The organism is Variovorax sp. GW821-FHT10D07, from assembly GCF_059415325.1.
In genome coordinates this window covers 402,365-424,871 of record NZ_JBWKMZ010000002.1, presented here as the reverse complement: position 1 = coordinate 424,871, position 22,507 = coordinate 402,365, and the positions used below count along the sequence as shown (strand labels likewise).

Genomic DNA, 22,507 nt, shown 5'->3' with positions numbered 1-22,507 from the left:
CTCTCATGGCAATCACCGGCGTCATCCGTCCCGGACACGTGCAACTGCGCGTGCTCGACATCGAGGCCGCGCTCAAGCACTACCGCGACGTGCTGGGCCTGATCGAAACCGCTCGCGACCCGCAGGGCCGCATCTACCTCAAGGCCTGGGACGAGCACGATCACCACAGCGTGGTGCTGCGCGAGGCCGACGAGGCCGGCATGGACTTCATGGGCTTTCGCGTCGATTCGCCTGCCACGCTCGAGAAGCTCGCGGCCGACGTCAAGGCCAGCGGCCTCGCGACCGAGCTGCAGTGGATCGAGGCCGGCGAGCATCTGCGCACGGGCCGGCGCTTCCGCTTCACCGTGCCCACCGGCCATGCGATCGAATTGTTTGCCGAGAAGGAGAAGGTCGGCAACGGCATGTCCTACGAGAACCCCGAGGTCTATCCCGACGACCTCAAGGGCATGGCGCCCTCGCGCTTCGACCATTGCCTGCTGTACGGCGACGACCTCGACGGCACCATGAAGCTGTTCATCGACGTGCTGGGCTTCCAGCTCGCCGAGAGCGTGGTGGCCGGTCCCGAGCGCATGTACATCGCGGCCTTCCTGACCTGCTCGACCAAGCCGCACGACATCGCTTTCATCCGCCATGCCGAGAAGAACAAGTTCCACCACGCCTCCTTCCTGCTCGACAACTGGGGCGAGGTGCTGAAAGCGGCCGACATCATCTCGAAGAAGCGCGTGTCGCTCGACATCGGTCCCACGCGCCACGGCATCACGCGCGGCGAGACCATCTACTTCTTCGACCCGAGCGGCAACCGCAACGAGGTGTTCTCGGGCGGCTACATCTACTACCCGGACAAGCCGCCGCTGGTGTGGACCGACGACGAGCTCGGGCGCGCGATCTTCTATCACGACCGCAAGCTCAACGAGAACTTCCTGAGCGTGCTGACCTGAGGAGCGTTCGATGAAGCAGTTCATGAACTTCATCGGCGGCGAGTTCGTCGCCGGCGCGAAGACCTTCGAGAACCGGGCGCCGGTCGACAACCGCCTGATCGGCCTGGTGCACGAGGCCGGGGCAGCTGAAGTCGATGCCGCCGTGCGCGCGGCCCGCGCCGCGCTCGACGGCGAGTGGGGCCGCATGAGCGTCGCGCGCCGCGTCGAGCTGCTGCATGCGGTGGCCGACGAGATCAACCGGCGCTTCGACGACTTCCTCGCCGCCGAGATGGCCGACACCGGCAAGCCGCATGCGCTGGCCTCGCATGTCGACATCCCGCGCGGCGCGGCCAACTTCAAGGTGTTCGCCGACATCGTGAAGAATGTGCCCACCGAGAGCTTCGAGATGGCCACGCCCGACGGCGGCCAGGCGCTCAACTATGCCGTGCGCTCGCCGCTGGGCGTCATCGGCGTCGTCTGCCCCTGGAACCTGCCGCTGCTCCTGATGACCTGGAAGGTCGGCCCCGCGCTGGCCTGCGGCAACACCGTCGTCGTCAAGCCCTCGGAGGAAACGCCCGCCACCGCCACCCTGCTCGGCGAGGTGATGAACGCCGTCGGCATTCCGCCGGGCGTCTACAACGTCGTGCACGGCTTCGGGCCCGACTCGGCCGGCGAGTTCCTGACCCGGCATCCGGGTGTGAACGGCATCACCTTCACCGGCGAGACCCGCACCGGCGAGGCCATCATGGCCGCGGCCGCCAAGGGCGTGCGGCCCGTGTCCTTCGAGCTCGGCGGCAAGAACGCCGGCATCGTGTTCGCCGATGCCGACTTCGACAAGGCCGTGGCCGGCATCACGCGCTCGGCCTTCGAGAACTGCGGCCAGGTCTGCCTGGGCACCGAGCGGGTCTATGTGCAGCGGCCGATCTTCGACAGGTTCGTCGCGGCGCTCAAGGCCAAGGCCGAGGCGTTGAAGCCAGGACCTTCGGAGGAGCCCGGCGTCGGCCTCGGCCCGCTGATCTCGCGCGAGCACCAGCGCAAGGTGCTGTCGTACTACGAGAAGGCCGTGCAGGAGGGCGCCATCGTCGTCACGGGCGGCGGCGTGCCGGCCATGAAGGGCGCGCTGGCCGAAGGCAATTGGGTGCAGCCCACCATCTGGACCGGCTTGCCGGAGACGGCCGCGGTGATCCGCGAGGAGATCTTCGGTCCCTGCTGCCACATCGCGCCCTTCGACACCGAGGAGGAGGCGATCGCGCTCGCCAACGTCACCGACTACGGCCTCGCCACCACCGTGTGGACCGAGAACCTCGGCCGCGCGCACCGCGTCGCCAAGCGCGTCGAGGTCGGCATCTGCTGGGTCAACAGCTGGTTCCTGCGCGACCTGCGCACCGCCTTCGGCGGCGCCAAGGCCTCGGGCATCGGCCGCGAAGGCGGCGTGCATTCGCTGGAGTTCTACACCGAGCTCCGCAACGTCTGCATCAAGCTCTGAGGACACGGCCGTGACCCATCCCGAGATCGCCCACAGCGTGCGCACCGGCGGCTTCGCCACCAACGTGCACGACCTGGGGCAGGGCGCGCCCGTGCTGCTGATCCACGGCTCGGGCCCGGGCGTCAGCGCCTGGGCCAACTGGCGGCTCGTGCTGCCGGTGCTGGCCGCGAGCCGGCGCGCGATCGCGCCCGACATGGCCGGCTTCGGCTTCACCGAGCGCGTGCCCGGCGCGCGTTACGACATGGACGGCTGGGTGCGCCAGGCGCTCGACCTGCTCGACGCGCTCGACATCGAACGCACCGACCTGGTCGGCAATTCCTTCGGCGGCGCGCTCGCGCTGGCGCTGGCTATCCGCGCGCCGCAGCGCGTGCGCCGGCTGGTGCTGATGGGCAGCGTGGGCGTGCCCTTCGCGATCACGCCGGGCCTCGACGCCGTCTGGGGCTACACGCCCTCGTTCGAGAACATGCGCCGCATCATGGACGTGTTCGCCTTCGACCGCACGCTGGTCAACGACGAACTCGCGCAGCTGCGCTACGAGGCCAGCATCCGGCCCGGCTTCCAGGAGTCGTTCGGCGCCATGTTCCCGGCGCCGCGCCAGCGCTGGGTCGATGCGCTGGCAAGTGCCGAGGTCGACATCCGCGCGCTGCCGCATCCCACGCTGCTGATCCACGGCCGCGAGGACCGCGTGATCCCGCTCGCCACCTCGCTGACCCTGTCCGAGTGGATCGCCGACAGCCAGCTGCATGTGTTCGGCCGCTGCGGCCACTGGACCCAGATCGAGCATGCCGCGCGCTTCGCGCGGCTGGTCGGCGACTTCCTGGCCGAGGCCGACTGATTTCTTCCATCCCAACGCAAAGAGAGACCATGGACCCCACACTGATCCAGCAGCTCGGCGACGAGCTCTACGAGGCGCTGCGCGCGCGCGGCGTCGTCGATCCGCTCACCAGCCGCCACGAGGGCATCACCGTGGCCGATGCCTACGGCGTGCAGCAGCGCATGATCGCGCGCCGCCTCGAGGCCGGCGAGCGCATCGTCGGCAAGAAGATCGGCGTGACCTCGCGCGCCGTGATGAACATGCTCGGCGTGTTCCAGCCCGACTTCGGCTACCTGCTCGACGGCATGATCGTCGGCGAGGGCGAGTCGATCGACAGCACCACGCTGATCCAGCCCAAGGCCGAGGGCGAGATCGCCTTCATCCTCAAGCGCGACCTGATGGGCCCGGGCATAGTCAACGCCGACGTGCTGGCCGCCACCGAATGCGTGATGCCCTGCTTCGAGATCGTCGACTCGCGCATCCGCGACTGGAAGATCAGGATCGCCGACACCGTGGCCGACAACGCCTCGTGCGGCGTGTTCGTGCTCGGCGACAGCGCGGTCGATCCGCGCCGCGTCGACCTCTCGACCTGCGGCATGGTGCTCGAGAAGAACGGCGAGATCATCGCCACCGGCGCGGGCGCCGCCGCGCTCGGCTCGCCGGTCAACGCGGTCGCGTGGCTGGCCAACACCCTCGGCGCGCTCGGCATCGGCCTCAAGGCCGGCGAGGTGATCCTCTCGGGCGCGCTCGCCGCCATGTTCCCGGCCCAGGCCGGCGACAACTTCCGCGTCTCCATCGGCGGCCTCGGCGGCTGCTCGGTGCGCTTCCATTGACGGAGAAAAACCCATGACGAACAAGATCAAGTGCGCGCTGATCGGCCCGGGCAACATCGGCACCGACCTGCTCGCGAAGCTGCAGCGCAGCCCGGTGCTCGAGCCCGTGTGGATGGTGGGCATCGACCCCGAGTCCGACGGCCTGAAGCGTGCCCGCGAGATGGGCCTGAAGACCACCGCCGAGGGCGTGGACGGCCTGCTGCCGCACGTGAAGGCCGACGGCGTGCGGATTGCCTTCGATGCCACCAGCGCCTACGTGCATGCCGAGAACAGCGCGAAGCTCAACGCGCTCGGCGTGCTGATGATCGACCTCACGCCCGCGGCCATCGGCCCGTTCTGCGTGCCGCCGGTCAACCTGCAGGCGCTGATGGCGCAGGCCGGCGAACGGCCCGCCAACGTCAACATGGTCACCTGCGGCGGCCAGGCCACCATCCCGATGGTGGCGGCGGTGTCGCGCGTGCAGCCCGTGGCCTACGGCGAGATCGTTGCCACCGTGTCGAGCCGCTCGGTCGGCCCGGGCACGCGCAAGAACATTGACGAGTTCACCCGCACCACGGCCGGCGCGGTCGAACGCGTGGGCGGCGCCGCGAAGGGCAAGGCGATCATCATCGTCAACCCCGCCGAGCCGCCGCTGATCATGCGCGACACGGTGCACTGCCTGACCGAGGACACGCCCGACGAGGCGCGCATCACCGCCTCGGTGCACGCCATGATCGCCGAGGTGCGGCGCTACGTGCCGGGCTACAAGCTGGTCAACGGGCCGGTGTTCGACGGCAGGCGCGTGTCGATCTACCTCGAGGTCGAGGGCCTGGGCGACTACCTGCCCAAGTACGCCGGCAACCTCGACATCATGACCGCCGCCGCGGCGCGCACGGCGGAGATGTTCGCCGAGGCGATGCTCGCCGGCGCCCCGCAACCCGAAGCCGTCGCGGCATAGGAGCACCCATCCCATGAACACCACCACCCTCAAGGGCCGCCGTGTCACCGTGCACGACATGACGCTGCGCGACGGCATGCATCCCAAGCGCCACCTGATGACGCTCGAGCAGATGAAGCACATCGCCACCGGCCTCGACGAGGCGGGCGTGCCGCTGATCGAGGTCACGCATGGCGACGGCCTGGGCGGCAGCTCGGTCAACTACGGCTTTCCGGCCCACTCCGATGAGGAGTACCTCGGTACGGTGATCCCGCTGATGAAGCGCGCCAAGGTCTCGGCGCTGCTGATCCCGGGCATCGGCACCGTCGATCACCTGCGCATGGCGCACGGCCTGGGCGTGCACACGGTGCGCGTGGCCACCCACTGCACCGAGGCCGACGTGTCGGAGCAGCACATCGCGATGGCGCGCAAGCTGGGCCTCGACACGGTCGGCTTCCTGATGATGGCCCACATGGCCTCGCCCGAACTGCTGGTGCGCCAGGCGCTGCTGATGGAAGGCTATGGCGCCAACTGCATCTACGTGACCGACTCGGCCGGCCACATGCTGCCCGAGGACGTGAAGGCGCGGCTGGGCGCGGTGCGCGCGGCGTTGAAGCCCGACACCGAGCTGGGCTTCCACGGCCACCACAACCTCGCGATGGGCATCGCCAACTCGATCGCCGCGGTGGAGGCGGGCGCGAACCGCATCGACGCCGCCGCCGCGGGGCTGGGCGCGGGCGCGGGCAACACGCCGATGGAGGTGTTCGTCGCGGTCTGCGACCGCATGGGCATCGAGACCGGCGTCGACGTGTTCGGCATCCAGGACGTGGCCGAGGACCGCGTGGTGCCGATCATGGACCACGCGATCCGCGTCGACCGCGACTCGCTGACGCTGGGCTACGCGGGCGTGTACTCGAGTTTCCTGCTGTTCGCCAAGCGCGCCGAGAAGAAATACGGCGTGCCGGCGCGCGAGATCCTGGTCGAGCTGGGCCGGCGCGGCATGGTCGGCGGGCAGGAGGACATGATCGAGGACACTGCGATCACGCTGGCGCGCTCGCGTCAGGAGGTGGCGGCATGAAGCTCGATGCGAAGACCATCGCCGCGCTCGCCGCGCACCTCGAGACCTGCGAGCTCGAGGCGCGCGACACGCCCAAGATCACCGACGAATACCCGCAGATGGACTGGGACGACGCCTATGCGATCCAGGACGAGATCCGCCGCCGCAAGACGTCGCGCGGCCTGCGCATCGTCGGCCTCAAGGCCGGCCTGACCTCGCACGCCAAGATGAAGCAGATGGGCGTGATCACGCCGGTCTTCGGCTTCATGGCCGAGAACTACGCCGTGCCCGAGGGCGGCGAGTGCAGGGTGAGCGAGCTGATCCATCCGAAGATCGAGCCCGAGATCGCCTTCGTGACGAAGCACGCGCTCAGGGGCCCGGGCTGCCACATCGGCGCGGTGCTCGCGGCCACCGACTTCGTGCTGCCCGGCATCGAGGTGATCGACAGCCGCTACCGCGACTTCAAGTTCGACCTCAAGAGCGTGGTGGCCGACAACACCTCGGCCTCGCGCTTCGTGGTCGGCGGCCGGGCCGTGCCCGCGAGCGAGGTCGACCTGCGCACCGTGGGCATCGTGCTCGAGAAGAACGGCCAGCCCGTGGCCTTCGGCGCCGGCGCGGCGGTGCTCGGCCATCCGGCCGCGGCCATCGCGATACTGGCCAACCACCTGGGCGCGCGCGGCGAGGAGATTCCTGCCGGCACGCTGATCCTGTCAGGCGGCATCACCGAGGCGGTGGCCGTACAGGCAGGCGACTCGGTCACGCTCAAGGTGCAGGGCATGGGCAGCGTCGGGCTGCGCTTCGTCTGAACACGGAAGGAGCCAGACCATGCCGTTTGCACAGATCTACCTGATCGAAGGCCGTACCGAGGAGCAGAAGCGCGCGCTGATCGAGAAGGTCACGGCCGCCATCGTCGAGGCCGTCAACGCGCCGAAGGAGAACGTGCGCGTGTGGCTGCATGACGTGCCGAAGGAGAACTGGGGGATCGCCGGGGTGTCGGCGAAGGACCTGGGGCGCTAGCCGCCTCGCCATTGCCGCCGGCGAGCGCGCGGCGCAATGCCGGCGCCTCGGCCTCGATGTGGGCCCAGAGCCGGCTCGCGACCGGCCCCGGTGAGCGGTCGCGCCGGCGCGCGGCCACCAGCTCCTCGACGCTGCCGGGCAGGTGGCGGCCCGCGATGGAACGCAGCCGGCCGTCGCGCAGCTCCTCCTCGATCAGGAAGTGCGGCATGTGGCCCCAGCCCAGGCCCAGCAGGATCACTTCCTTCTTCATGAGCTGGTCGGCCACGGTGCACTGGTGCGCGCCCTCGATCAGGAAGTGGTCCTTGGGCGGCGTGTGGCGCGCGGTGTCGCGCATCACGCACTGGGTGTAGGCACGCATGCGTTCGGGCCCCGGCGCGCGCGGCAGCGGCTCGGCCAGCAGGGCCGGCGCCACCACCGGCACGAAGGGCACCTTGCACAGGTCGATCCATTCGAGCCGCGGATCGCGCTTGTCGATGCCGTGCAGGATCAGGTCGGCCTCGCCGTCGAACAGCCGTTCGGCCGGACCGGCCACCGCCTCGAAGTACAGCGCGAGCCGCGTGCCCGGGCACTGCGCGAAGAAGCGCGCCAGCATCGCCAGCACCTGCGGCCGCGGGCACAGGTCGCCGATCACCACGCGCAGCTCGCTTTCCTCGCCCACCGCGAGCTGGCGCGCATGGCCGCGCAGGCCCTCGAGTTCGCGCAGCAGCGACTGCGCGCGCGTATGGAAGGAGCGGCCGGCCTCGGTGGGCTGCACGCGGTAGCCGCCACGGTCGAGCAGCACCAGGCCGAGCTGCCGCTCGAGCTTGGCCACGGCCGCGAACACCGCCGGGTGCGAGCGATGCAACTGCGTGGCGGCGGCCTGGAAGCCGCCCGCGCGCACCACCGCGTCGAAGCATTGGAGGTCGTGCAGGGTGAATTCGCTCATGTTCGATTTGCTGACAGAGATTGATCGAACTTTGTAATTTCTTTCGCCAAGGGGCGCAACTACGATTTGTGCCACGGTGATCGCCGTTGCAGGGGCCCGAGGCTCCGAAGCCATGCCAAGGAAAGCACGCCATGAGCCACTTCACCCACACCACCACCGCCGGCGACGGCGCCCGCATCGCCTACCGCTTCGATGGCGATGCCGGCAAGCCCGTGCTGCTGCTGTCGAACTCCATCGGCACCGCGCTCTCGATGTGGGACGGCGAGGTCGAGGCGCTGGGCCGGCATTTCCACGTGCTGCGCTACGACACGCGCGGCCATGGCGGCTCGGGTGTCACGCCGGGCGCCTATTCGATGGACCGGCTCGGCCGCGACGTGATCGAGCTGCTCGACGCGCTGAAGATCGAGCGCGCGCATTTCCTCGGCCTCTCGCTCGGCGGCTTCATCGGCCAGTGGCTGGGCGTGCATGCGCCCGAACGCATCGACCGGCTGGTGCTGGCCAACACCTCCTCGTGGCTCGGCCCGGCCAGCGTGTTCGACGAGCGCATCGTCGGCGTGCTCGCCGCCCCCGACATGAAGGAGACGGCCGAGGGCTTCCTGCGCAACTGGTTCCCCGAGCGGCTGCTGACCGAGAACGGCCCCGTGGTGCAGGCCTTCCGCCAGGTGCTGCTCGAGATCGACCCGCAGGGCCTGGCCGGCGCGCTCGCCGCCGTGCGCGACGCCGACCTGCGCCGGCCCATCGCGCTGATCGAGCGGCCCACGCTGGTGATCGCGGGCGAGTTCGACCCGGTCACGGCCGCGAGCCACGGCGAGCTGATCGCGGCCACCGTGCCGGGCGCGCGGCTGCTGACCCTGCCCGCGGTGCATCTGTCGAACGTGGAGTTTCCGAAGGAGTTCGTGGGCGCGGTGGTCGATTTCCTCGAGGGCCGATGAGGGGAGGCAGAAGGGGGTAGGAGGGTCGCGGGCGATCGATTGTTTCCTTCTCGTGAACGCCGCGGTTCCATTTGCCTAGGGTTTTTACCTAGGTTCGAGGCGCACAATTCATCTCACGGACCAGCCGCCGACTCCAAGACAAGCAGAAGGCAGCGACTGATCTGGGTGAACAGGCACTGACGAGGTGGCCGCCCCCGAAGGGACGGCGCCCCACCAAGACCGGTTCGAATCATCCAAAGTCAAGTCACAAGAATTGAAGGAATACTCAAATGAACGCCTCGAAGCTCCTCTCCGCCGTTGCCCTCTCCCTGCTCGCCGCTGCCGGTGCAGCCCATGCAGAAACCTACGAGGGTGTGCATCCCCTGACCTCGGCCGCCAGCCGCGCCGAAGTTGCCGGCCAAGCCGTCATCGCCGCCCGCAGCGCCGACCCCTATGCCGAAGGCGCCAACGCCGGCCCGGCCCAGGTGATCGTGTCGCAGACCAGCCGTGCTGCCGTGCGTGCCGAAGCAGTTGCCGCGGCACACAGCGACAACCCCTACGCCGAAGGCGCTTCGTCGGGCGTGGCTCCGCTGGTCGCCAGCACCGTGGACCGCAACGCAGTGCGCGCACAAGCCCGCGCTGCTGCCCGCGGCGACTCGCTGCCGCTGTAATCGGCGCATAGAACCAGGTCGCACCGCGGGGTCAGCCCCGCACTGAGGCCAGCGGTTCAGCCAACATGAAGCCGGCCCTTGCGAAAGCAGGGGCCGGCTTTTTCATGGAGGGCGCCCGCGCGCCGCGCGATTCACGCGCCCAGCTTGCGCGCGATCAGGTCCTTCATGATCTCGCTGGTGCCGCCGTAGATGCGCTGCACGCGCGCATCGGCATACATGCGCGCGATCGGGTACTCGACCATGTAGCCGTAGCCGCCGAACAGCTGCAGGCACTCGTCGGTCACCTTGCCCTGCTGCTCGGTGCACCACAGCTTGGCCATGTAGGCGGCCTCCTGGTCGAGGGTGCCGTCGACCAGGCGCTGGATGCAGTCGTTGACGAAGCTGCGCACCACGTGCGCGATGGTGGCGCACTCGGCGAGCTTGAAGCGCGTGTTCTGGAAATCGAACACGCTGTGGCCGAAGGCCTTGCGCTGCTGCGTGTACTCCACCGTCAGTTCCACCGCGCGCTCGATCACCGCCGCGGCCGGCACGCACAGGAACAGCCGTTCGTACGAGAGCTGGCTCATCAGCTGGATGAAGCCGTCGCCTTCCTTGCCGCCGAGCAGATGGTCGGCCGGCACGCGCACGCCGTCGAAGAAGATCTCGGCCGTGTCCGACGCGTGCTGGCCCAGCTTCTCGAGCCGCCGTCCCACGCGAAAGCCCGGCAGGTCTTCGGTCTCGAGCACGACCAGCGACACGCCGCGGCTGCCCGCCTCGCCGGTGCGCACCGCCACCACCAGCAGGTTGCCCGAGAAGCCGTTGGTGATGAAGGTCTTGGCGCCGTCGATCACGTAGTGCTCGCCTTCGCGCCGTGCGCGGGTGCGCAGCGCCTTCAGGTCCGAGCCGCAGCCGGGCTCGGTGAGCGCGATGCCGGCCAGCAGCTCGCCGCTCGCGAGCCGCGGCAGCCAGCGTTGCTTCTGCGCCTCGGTGCCGTAGTCGAGGATGTAGTGCGCGGCGAGGTTGTGCACGCCGGTGTTGGCGGGGAACTCGGCCTTCGCCAGTTCGTCCTGCACCACCATCTGGTAGGCGAGCGAGGCGCCGGCGCCGCCGTAGGCCTCGTCGATCTCGGGCAGCAGGAAGCCCATCCGGCCGAACGGGCGCCAGACCTCGCGCGGAATGAAGCCCTGGCGGCGCCAGCCTTCCAGTTGCGGCGAGAGCTCGGCCGCGATGTAGCGGCGCACCTGTTCGCGAAAGGCATCGATGTCTTCGTCCATCCAGCGATGGCGCAGCAGTTGGGGCAGCATGGTTCTTTCGGGTGTTCGTTCAGGCCCTGGCGCGCGCGAGAAAGCGCGCGCAGGCGTCGTTGAAGAATTCGCCGGCCACGTGCCGGCGCTGGGCTTCGCATTCGCCGGCCAGTTGCTCGGCCAGCGTGCGGTCGGTGGCCGCGTCGATCAGCTGGCGCGTGTCGCGCAGCGCCGCGGCCGATGCGCTGCCCAGCCGCCGGGCCAGTGCATGCGCCTCGTCGAGCAGGGCGGCATCGTCGACGCAGCGCCAGATCAGCCCCCATTGCTCGGCCCGCGCCGCGTCGATGCGTTCGCCGAGCAGCGCGATGCCGAGCGCCCGGCTGCGCCCGACCAGCCGCGGCAGCGACCAGGTCGCGCCCAGGTCGGGCACCGCCCCGAGCTGCGCCACCTGCGGCACGAGGAAGTAGGCCGAGCGCGCCGCGATCACGACGTCGGCCGCCAGCGCGATGCCGACGCCCGCGCCCACGCAGGGCCCGTTGACGGCCACCACCACCGGCACCGCGCTGTCGGCGATGGCCTGCGCGATGGGGTTGCCCACCTGTTCCATGCCGCGGCCGATCTGCTCCTGCGCATGCTGCGGACCACCGGCCAGCACGTCGCCGAAGTAGCCGATGTCGCCACCGCCCGAGAAGGCGCGGCCCGCGCCGGTCAGCACGATGGCACGCACCTGCGCATCGGCCTGGCAGGCGCGCAGCGCCGCCAGCAGCGCGTCGAGCAGCGGCGGGCCCAGCGCGTTGAGGGCCTCGGCCCGGTCGAGCACCAGGGTCGCGATGCCTTCGCGCACCTCGCTGCGCACAGCGGCAGCCATCGCTCAGAACCCCGTGAGGCCGCCGCTGCACACCAGCGTCTGGCCGCTCACGTAGTCCGATTCCGGAATGCACAGCAGGTACACCGCGCCGGCCGCTTCCTCGGGCGTGCCGCCGCGGCCCAGCGGAATGCCGCGCTCCATCGCGGCCATCAGGTCGGGGTTGACGCCCACCTTGATGTCGCGGCCGTCGATATGGGCCGTGCCGCCCTCGGCCGCATTGCCGGTCAGCCGGGTCTTGATCAGGCCATAGGCCACGCAGTTGACGGTGACGTTCATGCGGCCCCATTCCTTGGCCAGCGTCTGCGTCATGCCGACGATGCCGGCCTTGCCCGCCGCGTAGTTGGTCTGGCCCGGGTTGCCGAACAGGCCCGCCATCGACGAGATGTTGACCACCTTGCGCATCACGCGCTGCCCGGCCTCGGCCTCGGCCTTGCCGAGCGCGCGGATCACCGGCTGCGCGGCGCGCAGGATGCGGAACGGCGCCGTCAGGTGGCAGTCGATCATCGCGTACCACTGCTCGTCGGTCATCTTCTGGATCACGTTGTCCCAGGTGTAGCCGGCGTTGTTGATGACGATGTCCAGGCCCTTGAATTCGCTCACCGCCGTGCCGACGAAGCGCTCGGCGAAATCGGGCGCCGTCACGTTGCCCACGCAGGCCACGGCCTGGCCGCCGGCCTCGCGGATGGCCTGCACGGCCTCCTGCGCGGGTTCGGCGTCGAGGTCGTTGACAACGATGCGCGCGCCTTCGCTGGCGAGCTTGAGCGCGATCGAGCGGCCGATACCGCGGCCCGAGCCGGTGATGAGGGCGACCTTGCCTTCGAGTTTGCGTGTCATGGTGTTCTCTTTTCTTTGCGGGGGATGGGATGTCAGGGCAGGGCGACGAAGGCTTCGCCGACGATCCTGGTCTGGCCGAACTGGTTGGTGCTCTGCAGCTCGATGCGCACGCCGCGTTCGCCGTTGCGCTCGGTCTTCTCGGCGATGCGGCCGCTGCAGCGCATGGCGTTGCCCAGGTGCGTGATGCCCTGGAAGCGCGCCTCGAAGTGGCGCAGCCGGCTCTGCGGCGCCCACTGCGTGAGCACGCGGCCGAGCCAGGCCATGCCCAGCATGCCCTGCGCGAACACGTCGGGCATGCCCGAGCGGCGCGCCATGTCGGTGTCGATGTGGATCGGGTTGTGGTCGCCCGAGGCGCCCGCGAACAGCGCGAGCGTGCCGCGGTTCACGGCCGGCAGCTGCACGGCGGGCAGCGCGTCGCCGACCTGCACGGTGTCGAAGGTGGGGGAGGTCATGGGCGTGCTCCTTCAGTTGCGGCAGACGATGACGGTGCGCAGCTCGGCCACCAGTTCGTTGCGCTGGTTGGTGGCGCGCGAGGTCTTCACCACGAACTCGAGCGCGCCGTTCTTCTTGTCGTAGATGTCGCCGATGGTGGAGCGCACCGTCACGGTGTCGCCCACGCAGGCAGGGCGGTGGTAGCTGAAGCTCTGCTCGCCATGCAGCAGCTTGGCCAGCGGGATCTGCAGGTCGGCGAGCAGCCGGTCGGACGCACCCGAGTCGAGCTCGGCCGCGAACAGGAAGGTGGGCGGTGCCGGCAGGTCGGGGTAGCCGGCATCGCGCGCGGCGGCGGCATCGGTGTAGACCGGGTCGGTCTCGCCGATCGCCTTGGCGAAGAACTGCAGCCGGCTGCGCTCGATCGGCAGCACCGAGGCCGGCAGCTCGTGGCCGATCCATTTCTTGTCGATCATGGGAAGGTCTCCTTTGTCGTTGAGGGGGTTCAGACGCGTTCGTAGAGCGTGACCACACAGGCGCCGCCCAGGCCCAGGTTGTGCTGCAGCGCCAGCCGCGCACCCTCGACCTGGCGCTTGTCGGCCGTGCCGCGCAGTTGTTCGACCAGCTCGGTGCATTGCGCGAGCCCGGTGGCGCCCAGTGGGTGGCCCTTGGACAGCAGGCCGCCCGAGGGATTGGTCACGACCTTGCCGCCATAGGTGTTGTCGCCATCGACCACGAACTTCTCGGCCCCGCCCACCGGGCACAGGCCCAGCGCCTCGTAGCTGATCAGTTCGTTGTGCGCGAAGCAGTCGTGCAGCTCGACCACGTCGATGTCCTGCGGGCCGACGCCCGCGGCTTCGTAGACCTTCTGCGCCGCCTCGCGCGCCATGCTGAAGCCGACCACTTCGCGCATGTCGCGCGCCTCGAAGCTCACCGGGCGGTCGGTGGTCATGGCCTGGGCCTTGATGCGCACGCTGCGGTTCAGACCATGGCGCTGCGCGAACTCGGCCGAGCAGACGATGGCGGCGGCCGCGCCGCAGGTCGGCGGGCAGGCCATCAGCCGCGTCATCACGCCGGGCCACATCACGGGCGTGGCGAGCACCTCGTCCTCGCTCACCACGTTGCGGAACAGCGCGACCGGGTTGTTGGCCGCATGGCGGCTGGCCTTGGCGCGGATCTTCGCGAAGGTCGACAGCTTGGTGCCGTACTGCTGCATGTGGGCCAGCCCCGCGCCGCCGAAGTAGCGCAGCGCGAGCGGAATGCCGGCTTCCTCGACCAGCTCGTCGGTGGCCCGGTCGAAGCGCTCGAAGGGACTGGGCCGGTCCTTGAACACCGCGCCCAGCGCGCCGGGCATCATCTGCTCGAAGCCCAGGGCCAGCACGCAATCGGCGGCGCCGCTGGCCACGGCCTGGCGCGCCAGGAACAGCGCGGTCGAGCCGGTCGAGCAGTTGTTGTTGACGTTGACCACGGGGATGCCGGTCATGCCGACCGCGTAGAGCGCGCTCTGGCCCGCGGTCGAGTCGGCATAGACATAGCCCACGTAGGCCTGCTGCACCAGCTCGTAGCCGATGCCGGCATCGGCCAGCGCGCGGCGCGTGGCTTCGGCCGCCATCGCCTGGTAGGACTCGCTGGCACCGGGCTTGGTGAAGGGGATCATGCCGACCCCGCTGACGAACACATCGTGATGCATGGAGATTTCCTGAAGGTGGAGAGGAAGGGGAAGGGTGAAATGGCTCAGGCGACGTTGCGCTGGCGGCCTTGCCAGAATGGCTCGCGCAGCTGGGTCTTGAGCACCTTGCCGGCGCCCGACATCGGCAGGGCATCGACGAAGGCCACGCTGCGCGGGCACTTGTAGCCCGCGATCAGCGCCTTGCAGTGGGCGATGACCTCGTCGCCGGTGACGCCGTGCCCCGGCTTGAGGATCAGCGCCGCGTGCACGCTCTCGCCCCACTCGTCGCTGGGGATGCCGATGACCGCGCAGGCCGCCACGGCCGGGTGCTGGGCGATGGCGTTCTCGACCTCGGCCGAGTAGACGTTCTCGCCGCCGCTGATGATCATGTCCTTGATGCGGTCGACCACGTAGATGTAGCCGCCGTCGTCCATCCAGGCGCCGTCGCCGGTGTGCATCCAGCCCTCGCGCACCGCCGCGGCCGTCTGCTCGGGCTTGCCCCAGTAGCCCTGCATCACGTTGGGGCCGCGCACCGCCACTTCGCCCACCGTGCCGCGCGGCACCTCGATGCCCTCGGGGTCGAGGATGCGCACTTCCATGCACACGCTCGCGCGCCCCGCGGAGCGATGGCGGCCCAGCGCGTGGCCCTCGGCCGTGTAGGAGCTCGGCGGATTGATGGTGGCCAGCGGCGCCAGCTCCGTCATGCCGTAGCCCTGCACGAAGGCCGCGTGGGGCAGCGCGGCCATCGCGCGTTCGAGCACGGCCTCCTGCATCGGCGAGGCGCCGTAGAAGATGCACTTGAGGCTGGAGAGGTCGCGCGGCTCCTTCATGCACGGATGGTCGACCAGCATCTGGATCATGGTCGGCACCAGCAGCGTGTTGGTCACGCGGTCGCGCTCGATCGCATCGAGCACGCCCTGCGGGCTGAACATCGGGATGATCGTGTGCGTGTTGCCCGCGGGCCAGTGCGGCATCGCGAGGCCCATGTCTCCGAGGTGGAACATCGGCGCCGCATGCAGGTAGTTGCCGCCCGATGCCGCCAGCCCTTCGGCCTGCATCGCCATCGCCGAGCTGCACAGGTTGGCATGGCTCAGCATCACGCCCTTGGGAAAGCCCGTGGTGCCGCCGGTGTAGAAGATGCCGGCCAGGTCCTCGTCGCGCCGGACCGCGTCGGCGACGGGCGAGGCCGCCGCCAGCAGCGCCTCGTAGCCGTGCATGCCGAGCGGCACCTCGCCGTCTTCCACGCCGCTGCCGCAATAGATCACTTCGCGCAGGCTCCCCGACTCGGCGCGCATCTTCTCGACCATCGGGCGGAAGGTCTCGTCGACCAGCAGCAGGGTCGAGCCCGAGTCCTCGAGCGAGTAGAGGATCTCCGCGGCCGACCAGCGGATGTTGCAGGGATTGAGCACGCCGCCGCCCCAGGGCACCGCCATCTGGTATTCGAGGTAGCGGTCGGAGTTGAGCGCCAGCATGGCCACGCGGTCGCCCGGCCGCATGCCGAGCTGCTGCAGCGCACCGGCGAGGCGGGCGACGCGCTCGACATAGGTGCCGAAAGTGCGCGTGCGGCCGGCGAAGCGCACCGCCACCTTGTCGGGGTGCTGCTGCACCGCGCGGTGCAGTGCCTGGGTCACGTACATGGCATCGTCTCCTTCTCGTGGGTCTTCGTTCGCGGGCTCATGCCCATGCCGCCAATGCTAGGAATCGATCGCCGTTTGCACGATGCCGCTTTGCGTTGTTCGGATGTCGGAAGACCTCAATCTGATGTCGCCCTCGCGCCCCGTGCGGGGCGCGGCGCTTGCCTCGGCGGTGCCTGCCGGTGCACAGTCGATGCCGTTCCGTTCCAGCGCCTTGCCCTCGATGCTTCATCCTCCCCAGACGGTCTCCATCAGCTTCGTGCACGGCATGCTGTCGGGCGTCCGCGCCAGCGGCCGGCCGTGCGAGCCCTTCCTCTCCGAGGCCGGCATCGCTCCCGAACTGCTCGCGCAGGCCGATGCCCGCGTCACGGCGCAGCAGTACGCGAAGCTGTTCCGTGCGCTCACCGAAGGCCTGGACGACGACTTCATCGGCTTGCTGAGTCGTCCCCTCAAGCGCGGCAGCTTCGCGCTGATCGCCCGCTCGACGCTGGGCGCCCCGACGCTGGAGGTCGCCATCCGCCGCGCCACGCGAACCTTTCACCTGCTGCAGGACGACGTGGTGCTGGAGGCGGTGTGCAGGGACGACCTGGCCGGCGTGGTGATGCGCTTCAACGGTCCCGCCGCCCTGCGGACCGTGTTCCTGCAGGAGGTGCTGCTGCGCACCACATGGCGCCTGATGGCCTGGGTGGTGGGCGGCCAGCTGCCGGTCGTGCGCTTCGACTTCGCGTTCGGTCCGCCCGCGCATGCCGGCGGCTACGGGAAGATCTTCCCCGCGCTGCAGCAGTTCGACAGCGAGCGCTCGGCCTTCTGGTTCGATGCCAGGCGCCTGAACGACGCCGTGCGCCGCGACGAGGCCGCGCTGCGCAGCTTTCTCGCCGATGCGCAGCTCCACATGCTCGTGCCGCGCCGGGGCAGCGACGCGGTCAGTGCGCGCGTGCGGGCCCATCTTCAGTTCATGCAGCCCGCATGGTCCGACCTCGTGGCCACGGCGAACGCGTTGCATGTCACGGTCTCCACCTTGCAGCGGCGGCTCGCGCTCGAGGGGACTTCGTTCCAGGCGCTGAAGGACGAGCTGCGCCGCGACACCGCCATCGTCCGGCTCAGCACCAGCGCCGTTCCGCTGGCCGAGCTGGCCGACGAGCTCGGCTTCGCCAACAGCTCGGCGTTTCAGCGGGCCTTCAAGGTCTGGACCGGGAGCGCGCCGGGGGTCTATCGGCGGGGTGGGGGCGCGTGAGCCGTGGTGTCGGCTTCGGGCTGGGTGGGTGATTCATCGAGATAGTGGGCCGTGACGCCGCCGTAGGCGAGCAGCAAACCCAGCAGCAAGGCAAACCCTAGATCGAGGCCCAGCGAGACCTTGGGCGGTCTTCGCTGCAGGAGCACTTGCGCCACCGTACCGACGATGAAGTAGACGAGCGCAACGCCCATGCCGACCAGGAAAAACATCAGCACCATCCCGAAGGATTTCTGGCCTTCGCCTGGATAGGGCTCTCCCCATTCGACATGCGCCAAGGGCAGCGCGGCGGCCACGCACAGGGCCAGGATCGCGCGGAGGAAGACCTGGAGGGCGTGGCGGAGGGCGGGGTTCATTCGATGCCGAGCTCGATGCGAGCAGCTCCCTCGATGTACTCGAGAAAGACGTCCTCGCCCCCGCTTCGGCTCATGACCTCGTCCAGCGACGATCTGGACAGGCCGACCCGAACCCGGTGGGCGCGCATTTCGTTCCAGAGCAAGTGGAGGTCCAGGTTCTGGCGGTGGTCGTCCGGAAGCATGAGGATTTCCGGTTCCCCGGACACGACGCATCGCCACCTGCAATCCTGGTTCGACTTCGGTCGCGCCGCCAGCCGGGTGATGTCCTCCTCGGAAGCGGCGAGATCGGTCGGCATGTCCTCGGACGGCGTCTCGTCATCGATGGCGGGCTGCCTGGGCGATGAGGCCGAGCCCTCCTCGAACGAGAAGACGATGCGGTCACCCTTGCGCAACGCATGCGCCATCTCCCAGATCAGGAAGTCGAACGAGCCGTCGGAGCGTCGTTTTCCGCCGCCCGTGACCGTGAGTTCGGAGCAAGCCGGCCCCCAGATGTCTGCGTGGACGGAGGCGGAGAACATCCACACGTCGTCCGAGCCGACGCTGCAGAGGTGGATGTCGTTCTTCGTGATGTGCAGTAGGGGCATGGAAATCTGAAGTGAGTCTGTGGCCCCTCTGGAAAGAGCCGGTGAACGAAACGGTCCGGAACGTCTCTTTCGCAGGCCGCTCTCTTCAAGTCCTGTGCAGCACCTGCTCGGCCAGTTCTTGCGCACGTGCCACCGAGATGCCTCGGGTCTGGTCGATGACCAAGGGGTCATCCTCCGAGTCTCTCTTGTGCAGGATCACCTTGGGGCGTTGGTTGCCGAGTTGAACCCGGACATCGGCGGGCCGCCTCGACGGATACGGATAGACCTCGATGTCATTGCAGACCCAACCGAAGAATCCTTCTCCCTCGACCGGATCGTCGAAGGTCTCGTCATAGCGATCGAAGCTCTTCTTGCTCAGCGAGACCCAGACTCCCCAGAGGAATGGCTCCTCGACCCCGTGAATGGGGATTTCGAGGATGGCTCGGACAAAGTAGTCGGTACCCTCGTCGTGCGTGATGGTGCAGAAATCATCGCTGAGTTTCCCCAAGGAGGCCTTCTGCTCGTCCGAGAGCCAGGCATAGTGGTCGGGCGCTCTGAAAGCAAAGCTGGGCGAACCTTCGTGGATGTCGCCACAACGGCTGCACTTGAAGGTGAAGATGGCGGTCATCGGTTGTGAGTCCTTTGCTCGGGTGCTGTATCGATGTCTGCTTGCCGTTCAGAAGCTCGGCACGTCGATGCGTTCCAAACGGGCGGCCAAGCCAGTGTCCGCGAGTGCTTCGAACAGCGGCGGTGTGAGGAAGATGCCCATCTGGTCGTTGGCATAGGGTCTGAAAGCGTAGAGCCGCTCCTGCGATCCAACAGACGCCAGCAGGCCGTTCACCATGGAAAAGAATCCCCGTGAGAAGGCGGCCCAGCTGTCCAGGGAGGAGGAAGGATGCGCGCACAAGGGCCAGCATTTTCCGTCGACCCTCAGGATGGTTTCATCTTTGAGAGGATCGTATTCCACTGTCGGATTGCCGATCGCCACCCCATTCATGGCGAGCACGCGCTCGAGGTCCTTCAGCGCAATGTCGGCCGCGCCCTCGGCCAGGGTTTCGGCATCGAGATAGTAGGAACGACCAGCACTGCAGGCCTCCAGCAGGCCGTAGCGATCGACCTCGTCTTTCCACTGGTCGATCGAATGGGAGGGGTCTGCATACAGCAGAAAGAACCGGGCTTCCAATGCAGCGAAATTTTCACGGTCGATGGTGAGATGCATGAGTCGTCGCCTGAAGCGTTGAGGCAAGAGCTATCCGATGAAGACGGAGACAACGCAAGTATCCTTGCGCGCTTCCCGCAAGGTTTGGGCGACTATCGGAATACAGGGCATGGCCTTCGAACTCAAGGCTGAGAAAACCCGCGACGACAACGCGTTTTCCGTCGAACTGCTCCGAGTTGGCGATCAGGTCCACCAGCGATACGTTGTACCGGCCGCATGTACCTTCCTTGGGCAAGAAGTCGGCGCAACGCGGGGCGGCGATGGCATTGCTTGCGAGCCACCGCGACAGCAGTTTCATGGCGATCCACTTGGCGGACCGGCGCAGGGTCGAGGATGCTCTGAGCGAGGGCTGACGTTCCGGTTCAAGAGACGGGAACGCGGCGAGAAGATTCGCCCATGCCCCCGTGGATGAAACGACCGCCGCCTCCCTGGTGCACATGGCACGTCCTCCCTTGTTCGTGGCCCCGATGCTGGCTCATCGCCGGGGTTCTGCACAAGGGGGACGTTGCGGATCAGGCGAACAGCTCAGCCAGCGCGCTCCTCGACCCCATCCACCCGATCCGCATAAAACGCCACGTGGTCCTTGATCCCCGCCACCGCGTCATACGGCGACTCGTAGGTCCACACCGCGTTGACCGAGCGCTCCCCGCCGGCCGGGATGCTGAAGTAGTTGCACTCGCCCTTGTACGGGCAGTAGGTCGTGTGCGTGCTGCGCTCGAGCAGCGACATGTCGACGTCGGCGCGCGGGATGTACTGCACGGCCGGGTACGAGGCCTCGCGCAGGGTGAGGGCGGCGCGGGTGTCGGCGATGGTGCGGCCGCCGAGGGTCACGACCACGCGCGCGGGGTTGGGCGCGACGGTGATCGGATGGTCGGGGCCGGGGATCTTGATGCTTCGGGGGCTGTTCATGGGGGCGGGCTCCTGAGGATGGCCGGCCATCTTGCCGCCGGCCGGGCGCGGGCCGCGCCGCCCGCGCGAATCCACCTGCCCGCGCCAAGGTCAAGGCGCGGGCCGCGAGCGCGCGCCGCTCAGGCTGCTGTTGCTATCGCCGCGTTCGCGTAGCGCGCGGCCGGCACGCTGCGCGACAGGTTCGGGCCCAGCGCCTGGCGCGCGGCGTCGAAGCGCTGCCAGTCTTCCACGTCGGGCAGCGAGGGGATGGTGATCAGCTCGCCCGCATCGAAGCCGGCCAGGGCGCTGTCGACCAGGTCCTCGGCCGACATCACGATCTCCTGCGGCAGGTGCTCGACCGGCACACCCGCGATGCCCCAGAAGTCGGTGCGCGTGGCGCCCGGCAGCACGGCCTGCACCTTCACGCCCTTGGCGCCGAGCTCGTGGTGCAGCGACTGGCTCAGGTTGACCACGTAGGCCTTGCTGCCGCTGTAGCTGCCGTTGAGCAGCTCGGGCGAGAGCGCGACGATCGAGGCGATGTTGATCAGCGCGCCGCCGCCGCGCGCGACGAAGCCCGGCGCCACGGCGCGCGTGAGGCGCGTGAGCGCGACCACGTTGAGCTGGATCATGGTGTCGATCTGGTCGGGGTCGGAATCAAGCAGGGTCGCGGTGGCGCCGAGGCCGGCGTTGTTGAGCAGCAGGGTGATGCGTTCGTCGGTACGCAGCCGCTCCTCGACCCGGCGCAGGTCGGCGGTGGCCGTGAGGTCGGCCGCGAGCACCTCGACTCGGCGGCCGGTCTCCCGCACCAGCCGTTCGGCCAGCGCCTCGAGGCGCTCCTTGTTGCGCGCGACCAGCACGAGGTCGTGGCCGCGGCGCGCGAGGCGGTCGGCGTAGACGGCGCCGATGCCGGTGGAAGCGCCGGTGATCAGCGCGGTGCCCTTGCCGGGGGCGGAGATGGCGATGTCTTGCGAGCTCATGGGAAAGGTCCTTGGATGTCGAAGGGGATGAGGAAAGGTGGTTTGACAGCCAGGAGTTTGGGTCGGACACTGATGTCTCAAATGACATGTTTCCCTCCTTTAAAGACATAATGACCCAGCGCATCGGCCTCGTCGTCTTTCCCGGTTTCCAGATCCTCGACCTGGTGGCCCTCTCGGTCTTCGAGCTCGCGAACGCCGAGGCGGGGCGCACGGTCTACGAGCTCGAGGTGCTCTCGGAGCACGGCGGCCCGGTGGCCAGCACGGCCGGCGTCACGGTCGATTCGCGCGCCTTCGACCGGCGCCGCTTCGACACGCTGCTGGTCGCGGGCTCGACCACGGTGCCGCCGAGCTCGGGCGGCCTGCTCGACTTCCTGCGCCGCGCGCTGCCACGCACGCGGCGCCTGGGCAGCATTTGCACCGGCGCCTTCGTGCTGGCCGAGGCCGGCCTGCTCGACGGTCGCCGCGCCACCACGCACTGGCACTTCGCGCGCGAACTGCAGCGCGGCTTTCCGGCGATCAAGGTGGAGGAGGACGGCATCTTCATCCAGGACGGCCCGGTCTGGACCTCGGCCGGCATGACCGCCTGCATCGACCTCGCGCTCGCGCTGGTCGAGGGCGACCTGGGCCTCGAGCTGTCGCGCGCGGTGGCGCGCAAGCTGGTGATCTACCACCGGCGCGCGGGCGGGCAGTCTCAGTTCTCGGCGCTGCTCGAGCTCGAACCGCGCACCGACCGCATCCAGCAGGCGCTCGACTACGCGAAGAAGAACCTGCACAAGAACCTCTCGGTCGACCAGCTCGCCGAGGTGGCGCACCTGAGCCCGCGCCAGTTCAGCCGCGCCTTCCTGGCCGAAACCGGCCAGTCGCCGGCGCGCGCGATCGAGAAGCTGCGCGTGGAGACCGCGCGCATCCTGATCGAGGAGGGCGGCCAGTCGGTCGACCGCATCGCGGCCCAGACCGGCTTCTCCGATCCCGAGCGCATGCGGCGCGCCTTCCACCGCGCCTTCGGCCAGCCGCCGCAGAGCCTGCGCCGCGCGGCGGCGCGCACGCACGCACCCGCGATGTAGATCAC

At 68.8% G+C, this 22,507-nt stretch carries 26 protein-coding genes and 1 pseudogene; 12 read left to right on the top strand and 15 right to left on the bottom strand.

Annotated features, from left to right (window positions below; translation table 11 throughout):
- Positions 1–5: 5 nt before the first annotated feature.
- The 8 genes from AC07PU_RS07265 to thmT are packed head-to-tail and all read left to right on the top strand — an operon-like array spanning position 6 to position 7,040.
- Entirely contained in the window at positions 6–938 is a 933-nt protein-coding gene (locus AC07PU_RS07265; protein WP_495316430.1) for a catechol 2,3-dioxygenase, read from the top strand.
- Between the two features lie 10 nt (positions 939–948).
- Positions 949–2,403, top strand: coding sequence for a 2-hydroxymuconic semialdehyde dehydrogenase (locus AC07PU_RS07260; RefSeq protein WP_495316428.1), 1,455 nt, complete (start codon positions 949–951; stop codon positions 2,401–2,403).
- Between the two features lie 10 nt (positions 2,404–2,413).
- Positions 2,414–3,238: an alpha/beta fold hydrolase gene (locus tag AC07PU_RS07255; protein ID WP_495316426.1), complete on the top strand. Its 825-nt coding sequence runs from the start codon at positions 2,414–2,416 to the stop codon at positions 3,236–3,238.
- A 29-nt stretch (positions 3,239–3,267) separates the two neighbouring features.
- Complete coding sequence (gene dmpE / locus AC07PU_RS07250) at positions 3,268–4,050, top strand: 2-oxopent-4-enoate hydratase (RefSeq protein WP_495316424.1); 783 nt, start codon at positions 3,268–3,270, stop codon at positions 4,048–4,050.
- A 13-nt stretch (positions 4,051–4,063) separates the two neighbouring features.
- The gene (locus AC07PU_RS07245) at positions 4,064–4,987 is read left to right on the top strand and encodes an acetaldehyde dehydrogenase (acetylating) (RefSeq protein ID WP_495316422.1); all 924 of its coding nucleotides are present in this window, start codon (positions 4,064–4,066) and stop codon (positions 4,985–4,987) included.
- Positions 4,988–5,000: 13 nt separating this feature from the next.
- Positions 5,001–6,044: a 4-hydroxy-2-oxovalerate aldolase gene (dmpG, locus tag AC07PU_RS07240; RefSeq protein WP_495316420.1), complete on the top strand. Its 1,044-nt coding sequence runs from the start codon at positions 5,001–5,003 to the stop codon at positions 6,042–6,044.
- A complete protein-coding gene (gene dmpH, locus AC07PU_RS07235) occupies positions 6,041–6,829 on the top strand; it encodes a 2-oxo-3-hexenedioate decarboxylase (RefSeq protein ID WP_495316418.1) in 789 nt (262 codons plus the stop codon). The genes dmpG and dmpH overlap by 4 nt, the downstream gene beginning before the upstream one ends.
- Positions 6,830–6,848: 19 nt before the next feature.
- A complete protein-coding gene (thmT, locus tag AC07PU_RS07230; RefSeq protein ID WP_495316416.1) occupies positions 6,849–7,040 on the top strand; it encodes a 2-hydroxymuconate tautomerase in 192 nt (63 codons plus the stop codon).
- A 22-nt stretch (positions 7,041–7,062) separates the two neighbouring features.
- On the opposite strand, the pseudogene AC07PU_RS07225 reads toward thmT, so the two are convergent.
- Positions 7,063–7,965: pseudogene (locus AC07PU_RS07225) on the bottom strand (LysR family transcriptional regulator); the annotation flags it as partial.
- A 131-nt stretch (positions 7,966–8,096) separates the two neighbouring features.
- Here AC07PU_RS07225 and AC07PU_RS07220 point away from each other — a divergent pair.
- The gene (locus tag AC07PU_RS07220; RefSeq protein ID WP_495316414.1) at positions 8,097–8,897 is read left to right on the top strand and encodes an alpha/beta fold hydrolase; all 801 of its coding nucleotides are present in this window, start codon (positions 8,097–8,099) and stop codon (positions 8,895–8,897) included.
- Positions 8,898–9,166: 269 nt separating this feature from the next.
- Positions 9,167–9,547, top strand: coding sequence for a hypothetical protein (locus AC07PU_RS07215; RefSeq protein WP_057598380.1), 381 nt, complete (start codon positions 9,167–9,169; stop codon positions 9,545–9,547).
- A 131-nt stretch (positions 9,548–9,678) separates the two neighbouring features.
- On the opposite strand, the gene AC07PU_RS07210 is transcribed toward AC07PU_RS07215, so the two are convergent.
- The 7 genes from AC07PU_RS07210 to AC07PU_RS07180 are packed head-to-tail and all read right to left on the bottom strand — an operon-like array spanning position 9,679 to position 16,207.
- Entirely contained in the window at positions 9,679–10,830 is a 1,152-nt protein-coding gene (locus AC07PU_RS07210; protein ID WP_495316411.1) for an acyl-CoA dehydrogenase family protein, read from the bottom strand.
- A 19-nt stretch (positions 10,831–10,849) separates the two neighbouring features.
- Positions 10,850–11,638, bottom strand: a complete 789-nt coding sequence (locus AC07PU_RS07205) for an enoyl-CoA hydratase/isomerase family protein (RefSeq protein WP_495316409.1) — start codon at positions 11,636–11,638, stop codon at positions 10,850–10,852.
- Between the two features lie 3 nt (positions 11,639–11,641).
- Positions 11,642–12,472 (bottom strand): SDR family NAD(P)-dependent oxidoreductase, encoded by an 831-nt coding sequence (locus AC07PU_RS07200; protein ID WP_495316407.1) that lies wholly within the window; start codon positions 12,470–12,472, stop codon positions 11,642–11,644.
- A 32-nt stretch (positions 12,473–12,504) separates the two neighbouring features.
- Positions 12,505–12,924, bottom strand: a complete 420-nt coding sequence (locus AC07PU_RS07195; protein ID WP_093342794.1) for a MaoC/PaaZ C-terminal domain-containing protein — start codon at positions 12,922–12,924, stop codon at positions 12,505–12,507.
- A 12-nt stretch (positions 12,925–12,936) separates the two neighbouring features.
- The gene (locus AC07PU_RS07190; protein ID WP_093342793.1) at positions 12,937–13,377 is read right to left on the bottom strand and encodes a MaoC family dehydratase N-terminal domain-containing protein; all 441 of its coding nucleotides are present in this window, start codon (positions 13,375–13,377) and stop codon (positions 12,937–12,939) included.
- Positions 13,378–13,406: 29 nt separating this feature from the next.
- Positions 13,407–14,591 carry a lipid-transfer protein gene (locus AC07PU_RS07185; RefSeq protein ID WP_495316404.1) on the bottom strand — a complete coding sequence of 395 codons (1,185 nt, stop codon included), beginning with the start codon at positions 14,589–14,591 and terminating at the stop codon, positions 13,407–13,409.
- A gap of 44 nt (positions 14,592–14,635) precedes the next feature.
- Positions 14,636–16,207, bottom strand: coding sequence for a long-chain-fatty-acid--CoA ligase (locus AC07PU_RS07180; RefSeq protein ID WP_495316402.1), 1,572 nt, complete (start codon positions 16,205–16,207; stop codon positions 14,636–14,638).
- A gap of 220 nt (positions 16,208–16,427) precedes the next feature.
- Between AC07PU_RS07180 and AC07PU_RS07175 the strand changes: the two genes are divergently transcribed.
- Positions 16,428–17,438 carry an AraC family transcriptional regulator gene (locus tag AC07PU_RS07175; RefSeq protein ID WP_495316400.1) on the top strand — a complete coding sequence of 337 codons (1,011 nt, stop codon included), beginning with the start codon at positions 16,428–16,430 and terminating at the stop codon, positions 17,436–17,438.
- Here AC07PU_RS07175 and AC07PU_RS07170 read toward each other — a convergent pair.
- The 7 genes from AC07PU_RS07170 to AC07PU_RS07140 all read right to left on the bottom strand — a co-directional run bounded on the left by AC07PU_RS07170 (position 17,414) and on the right by AC07PU_RS07140 (position 21,438).
- Positions 17,414–17,791 carry a hypothetical protein gene (locus AC07PU_RS07170; protein ID WP_495316396.1) on the bottom strand — a complete coding sequence of 126 codons (378 nt, stop codon included), beginning with the start codon at positions 17,789–17,791 and terminating at the stop codon, positions 17,414–17,416. The genes AC07PU_RS07175 and AC07PU_RS07170 overlap by 25 nt on opposite strands.
- A complete protein-coding gene (locus AC07PU_RS07165; protein WP_495316394.1) occupies positions 17,788–18,375 on the bottom strand; it encodes a hypothetical protein in 588 nt (195 codons plus the stop codon). Before AC07PU_RS07165 ends, AC07PU_RS07170 begins: the two co-directional genes overlap by 4 nt.
- Before the next feature lie 85 nt (positions 18,376–18,460).
- Positions 18,461–18,982 (bottom strand): DUF2199 domain-containing protein, encoded by a 522-nt coding sequence (locus tag AC07PU_RS07160; protein WP_495316392.1) that lies wholly within the window; start codon positions 18,980–18,982, stop codon positions 18,461–18,463.
- A gap of 48 nt (positions 18,983–19,030) precedes the next feature.
- Positions 19,031–19,573 (bottom strand): hypothetical protein, encoded by a 543-nt coding sequence (locus AC07PU_RS07155; RefSeq protein ID WP_495316390.1) that lies wholly within the window; start codon positions 19,571–19,573, stop codon positions 19,031–19,033.
- The gene (locus AC07PU_RS07150; protein WP_495316388.1) at positions 19,551–19,871 is read right to left on the bottom strand and encodes a hypothetical protein; all 321 of its coding nucleotides are present in this window, start codon (positions 19,869–19,871) and stop codon (positions 19,551–19,553) included. Before AC07PU_RS07150 ends, AC07PU_RS07155 begins: the two co-directional genes overlap by 23 nt.
- Before the next feature lie 227 nt (positions 19,872–20,098).
- Positions 20,099–20,482 (bottom strand): DUF427 domain-containing protein, encoded by a 384-nt coding sequence (locus tag AC07PU_RS07145; protein ID WP_490877998.1) that lies wholly within the window; start codon positions 20,480–20,482, stop codon positions 20,099–20,101.
- 119 nt (positions 20,483–20,601) lie between these two features.
- Positions 20,602–21,438 carry an SDR family NAD(P)-dependent oxidoreductase gene (locus AC07PU_RS07140; RefSeq protein WP_495316385.1) on the bottom strand — a complete coding sequence of 279 codons (837 nt, stop codon included), beginning with the start codon at positions 21,436–21,438 and terminating at the stop codon, positions 20,602–20,604.
- A 110-nt stretch (positions 21,439–21,548) separates the two neighbouring features.
- On the opposite strand from AC07PU_RS07140, the gene AC07PU_RS07135 reads away from it, so the two are divergent.
- Positions 21,549–22,502, top strand: coding sequence for a GlxA family transcriptional regulator (locus AC07PU_RS07135; protein ID WP_209540817.1), 954 nt, complete (start codon positions 21,549–21,551; stop codon positions 22,500–22,502).
- Positions 22,503–22,507: the final 5 nt, after the last annotated feature.

What these genes read in the sequence shown, in the direction of transcription:
- AC07PU_RS07265 (WP_495316430.1), top strand. Translation starts at nt 6, where the DNA reads ATGGCAATCACCGGCGTCATCCGTCCCGGACACGTGCAACTGCGCGTG.
- AC07PU_RS07260 (WP_495316428.1), top strand. Translation starts at nt 949, where the DNA reads ATGAAGCAGTTCATGAACTTCATCGGCGGCGAGTTCGTCGCCGGCGCG.
- dmpE (WP_495316424.1), top strand. Translation starts at nt 3,268, where the DNA reads ATGGACCCCACACTGATCCAGCAGCTCGGCGACGAGCTCTACGAGGCG.
- AC07PU_RS07245 (WP_495316422.1), top strand. Translation starts at nt 4,064, where the DNA reads ATGACGAACAAGATCAAGTGCGCGCTGATCGGCCCGGGCAACATCGGC.
- dmpG (WP_495316420.1), top strand. Translation starts at nt 5,001, where the DNA reads ATGAACACCACCACCCTCAAGGGCCGCCGTGTCACCGTGCACGACATG.
- dmpH (WP_495316418.1), top strand. Translation starts at nt 6,041, where the DNA reads ATGAAGCTCGATGCGAAGACCATCGCCGCGCTCGCCGCGCACCTCGAG.
- thmT (WP_495316416.1), top strand. Translation starts at nt 6,849, where the DNA reads ATGCCGTTTGCACAGATCTACCTGATCGAAGGCCGTACCGAGGAGCAG.
- AC07PU_RS07220 (WP_495316414.1), top strand. Translation starts at nt 8,097, where the DNA reads ATGAGCCACTTCACCCACACCACCACCGCCGGCGACGGCGCCCGCATC.
- AC07PU_RS07215 (WP_057598380.1), top strand. Translation starts at nt 9,167, where the DNA reads ATGAACGCCTCGAAGCTCCTCTCCGCCGTTGCCCTCTCCCTGCTCGCC.
- AC07PU_RS07210 (WP_495316411.1), bottom strand. Translation starts at nt 10,830, where the DNA reads ATGCTGCCCCAACTGCTGCGCCATCGCTGGATGGACGAAGACATCGAT.
- AC07PU_RS07205 (WP_495316409.1), bottom strand. Translation starts at nt 11,638, where the DNA reads ATGGCTGCCGCTGTGCGCAGCGAGGTGCGCGAAGGCATCGCGACCCTG.
- AC07PU_RS07200 (WP_495316407.1), bottom strand. Translation starts at nt 12,472, where the DNA reads ATGACACGCAAACTCGAAGGCAAGGTCGCCCTCATCACCGGCTCGGGC.
- AC07PU_RS07195 (WP_093342794.1), bottom strand. Translation starts at nt 12,924, where the DNA reads ATGACCTCCCCCACCTTCGACACCGTGCAGGTCGGCGACGCGCTGCCC.
- AC07PU_RS07190 (WP_093342793.1), bottom strand. Translation starts at nt 13,377, where the DNA reads ATGATCGACAAGAAATGGATCGGCCACGAGCTGCCGGCCTCGGTGCTG.
- AC07PU_RS07185 (WP_495316404.1), bottom strand. Translation starts at nt 14,591, where the DNA reads ATGCATCACGATGTGTTCGTCAGCGGGGTCGGCATGATCCCCTTCACC.
- AC07PU_RS07180 (WP_495316402.1), bottom strand. Translation starts at nt 16,207, where the DNA reads ATGTACGTGACCCAGGCACTGCACCGCGCGGTGCAGCAGCACCCCGAC.
- AC07PU_RS07175 (WP_495316400.1), top strand. Translation starts at nt 16,428, where the DNA reads ATGCTTCATCCTCCCCAGACGGTCTCCATCAGCTTCGTGCACGGCATG.
- AC07PU_RS07170 (WP_495316396.1), bottom strand. Translation starts at nt 17,791, where the DNA reads ATGAACCCCGCCCTCCGCCACGCCCTCCAGGTCTTCCTCCGCGCGATC.
- AC07PU_RS07165 (WP_495316394.1), bottom strand. Translation starts at nt 18,375, where the DNA reads ATGCCCCTACTGCACATCACGAAGAACGACATCCACCTCTGCAGCGTC.
- AC07PU_RS07160 (WP_495316392.1), bottom strand. Translation starts at nt 18,982, where the DNA reads ATGACCGCCATCTTCACCTTCAAGTGCAGCCGTTGTGGCGACATCCAC.
- AC07PU_RS07155 (WP_495316390.1), bottom strand. Translation starts at nt 19,573, where the DNA reads ATGCATCTCACCATCGACCGTGAAAATTTCGCTGCATTGGAAGCCCGG.
- AC07PU_RS07150 (WP_495316388.1), bottom strand. Translation starts at nt 19,871, where the DNA reads ATGAAACTGCTGTCGCGGTGGCTCGCAAGCAATGCCATCGCCGCCCCG.
- AC07PU_RS07145 (WP_490877998.1), bottom strand. Translation starts at nt 20,482, where the DNA reads ATGAACAGCCCCCGAAGCATCAAGATCCCCGGCCCCGACCATCCGATC.
- AC07PU_RS07140 (WP_495316385.1), bottom strand. Translation starts at nt 21,438, where the DNA reads ATGAGCTCGCAAGACATCGCCATCTCCGCCCCCGGCAAGGGCACCGCG.
- AC07PU_RS07135 (WP_209540817.1), top strand. Translation starts at nt 21,549, where the DNA reads ATGACCCAGCGCATCGGCCTCGTCGTCTTTCCCGGTTTCCAGATCCTC.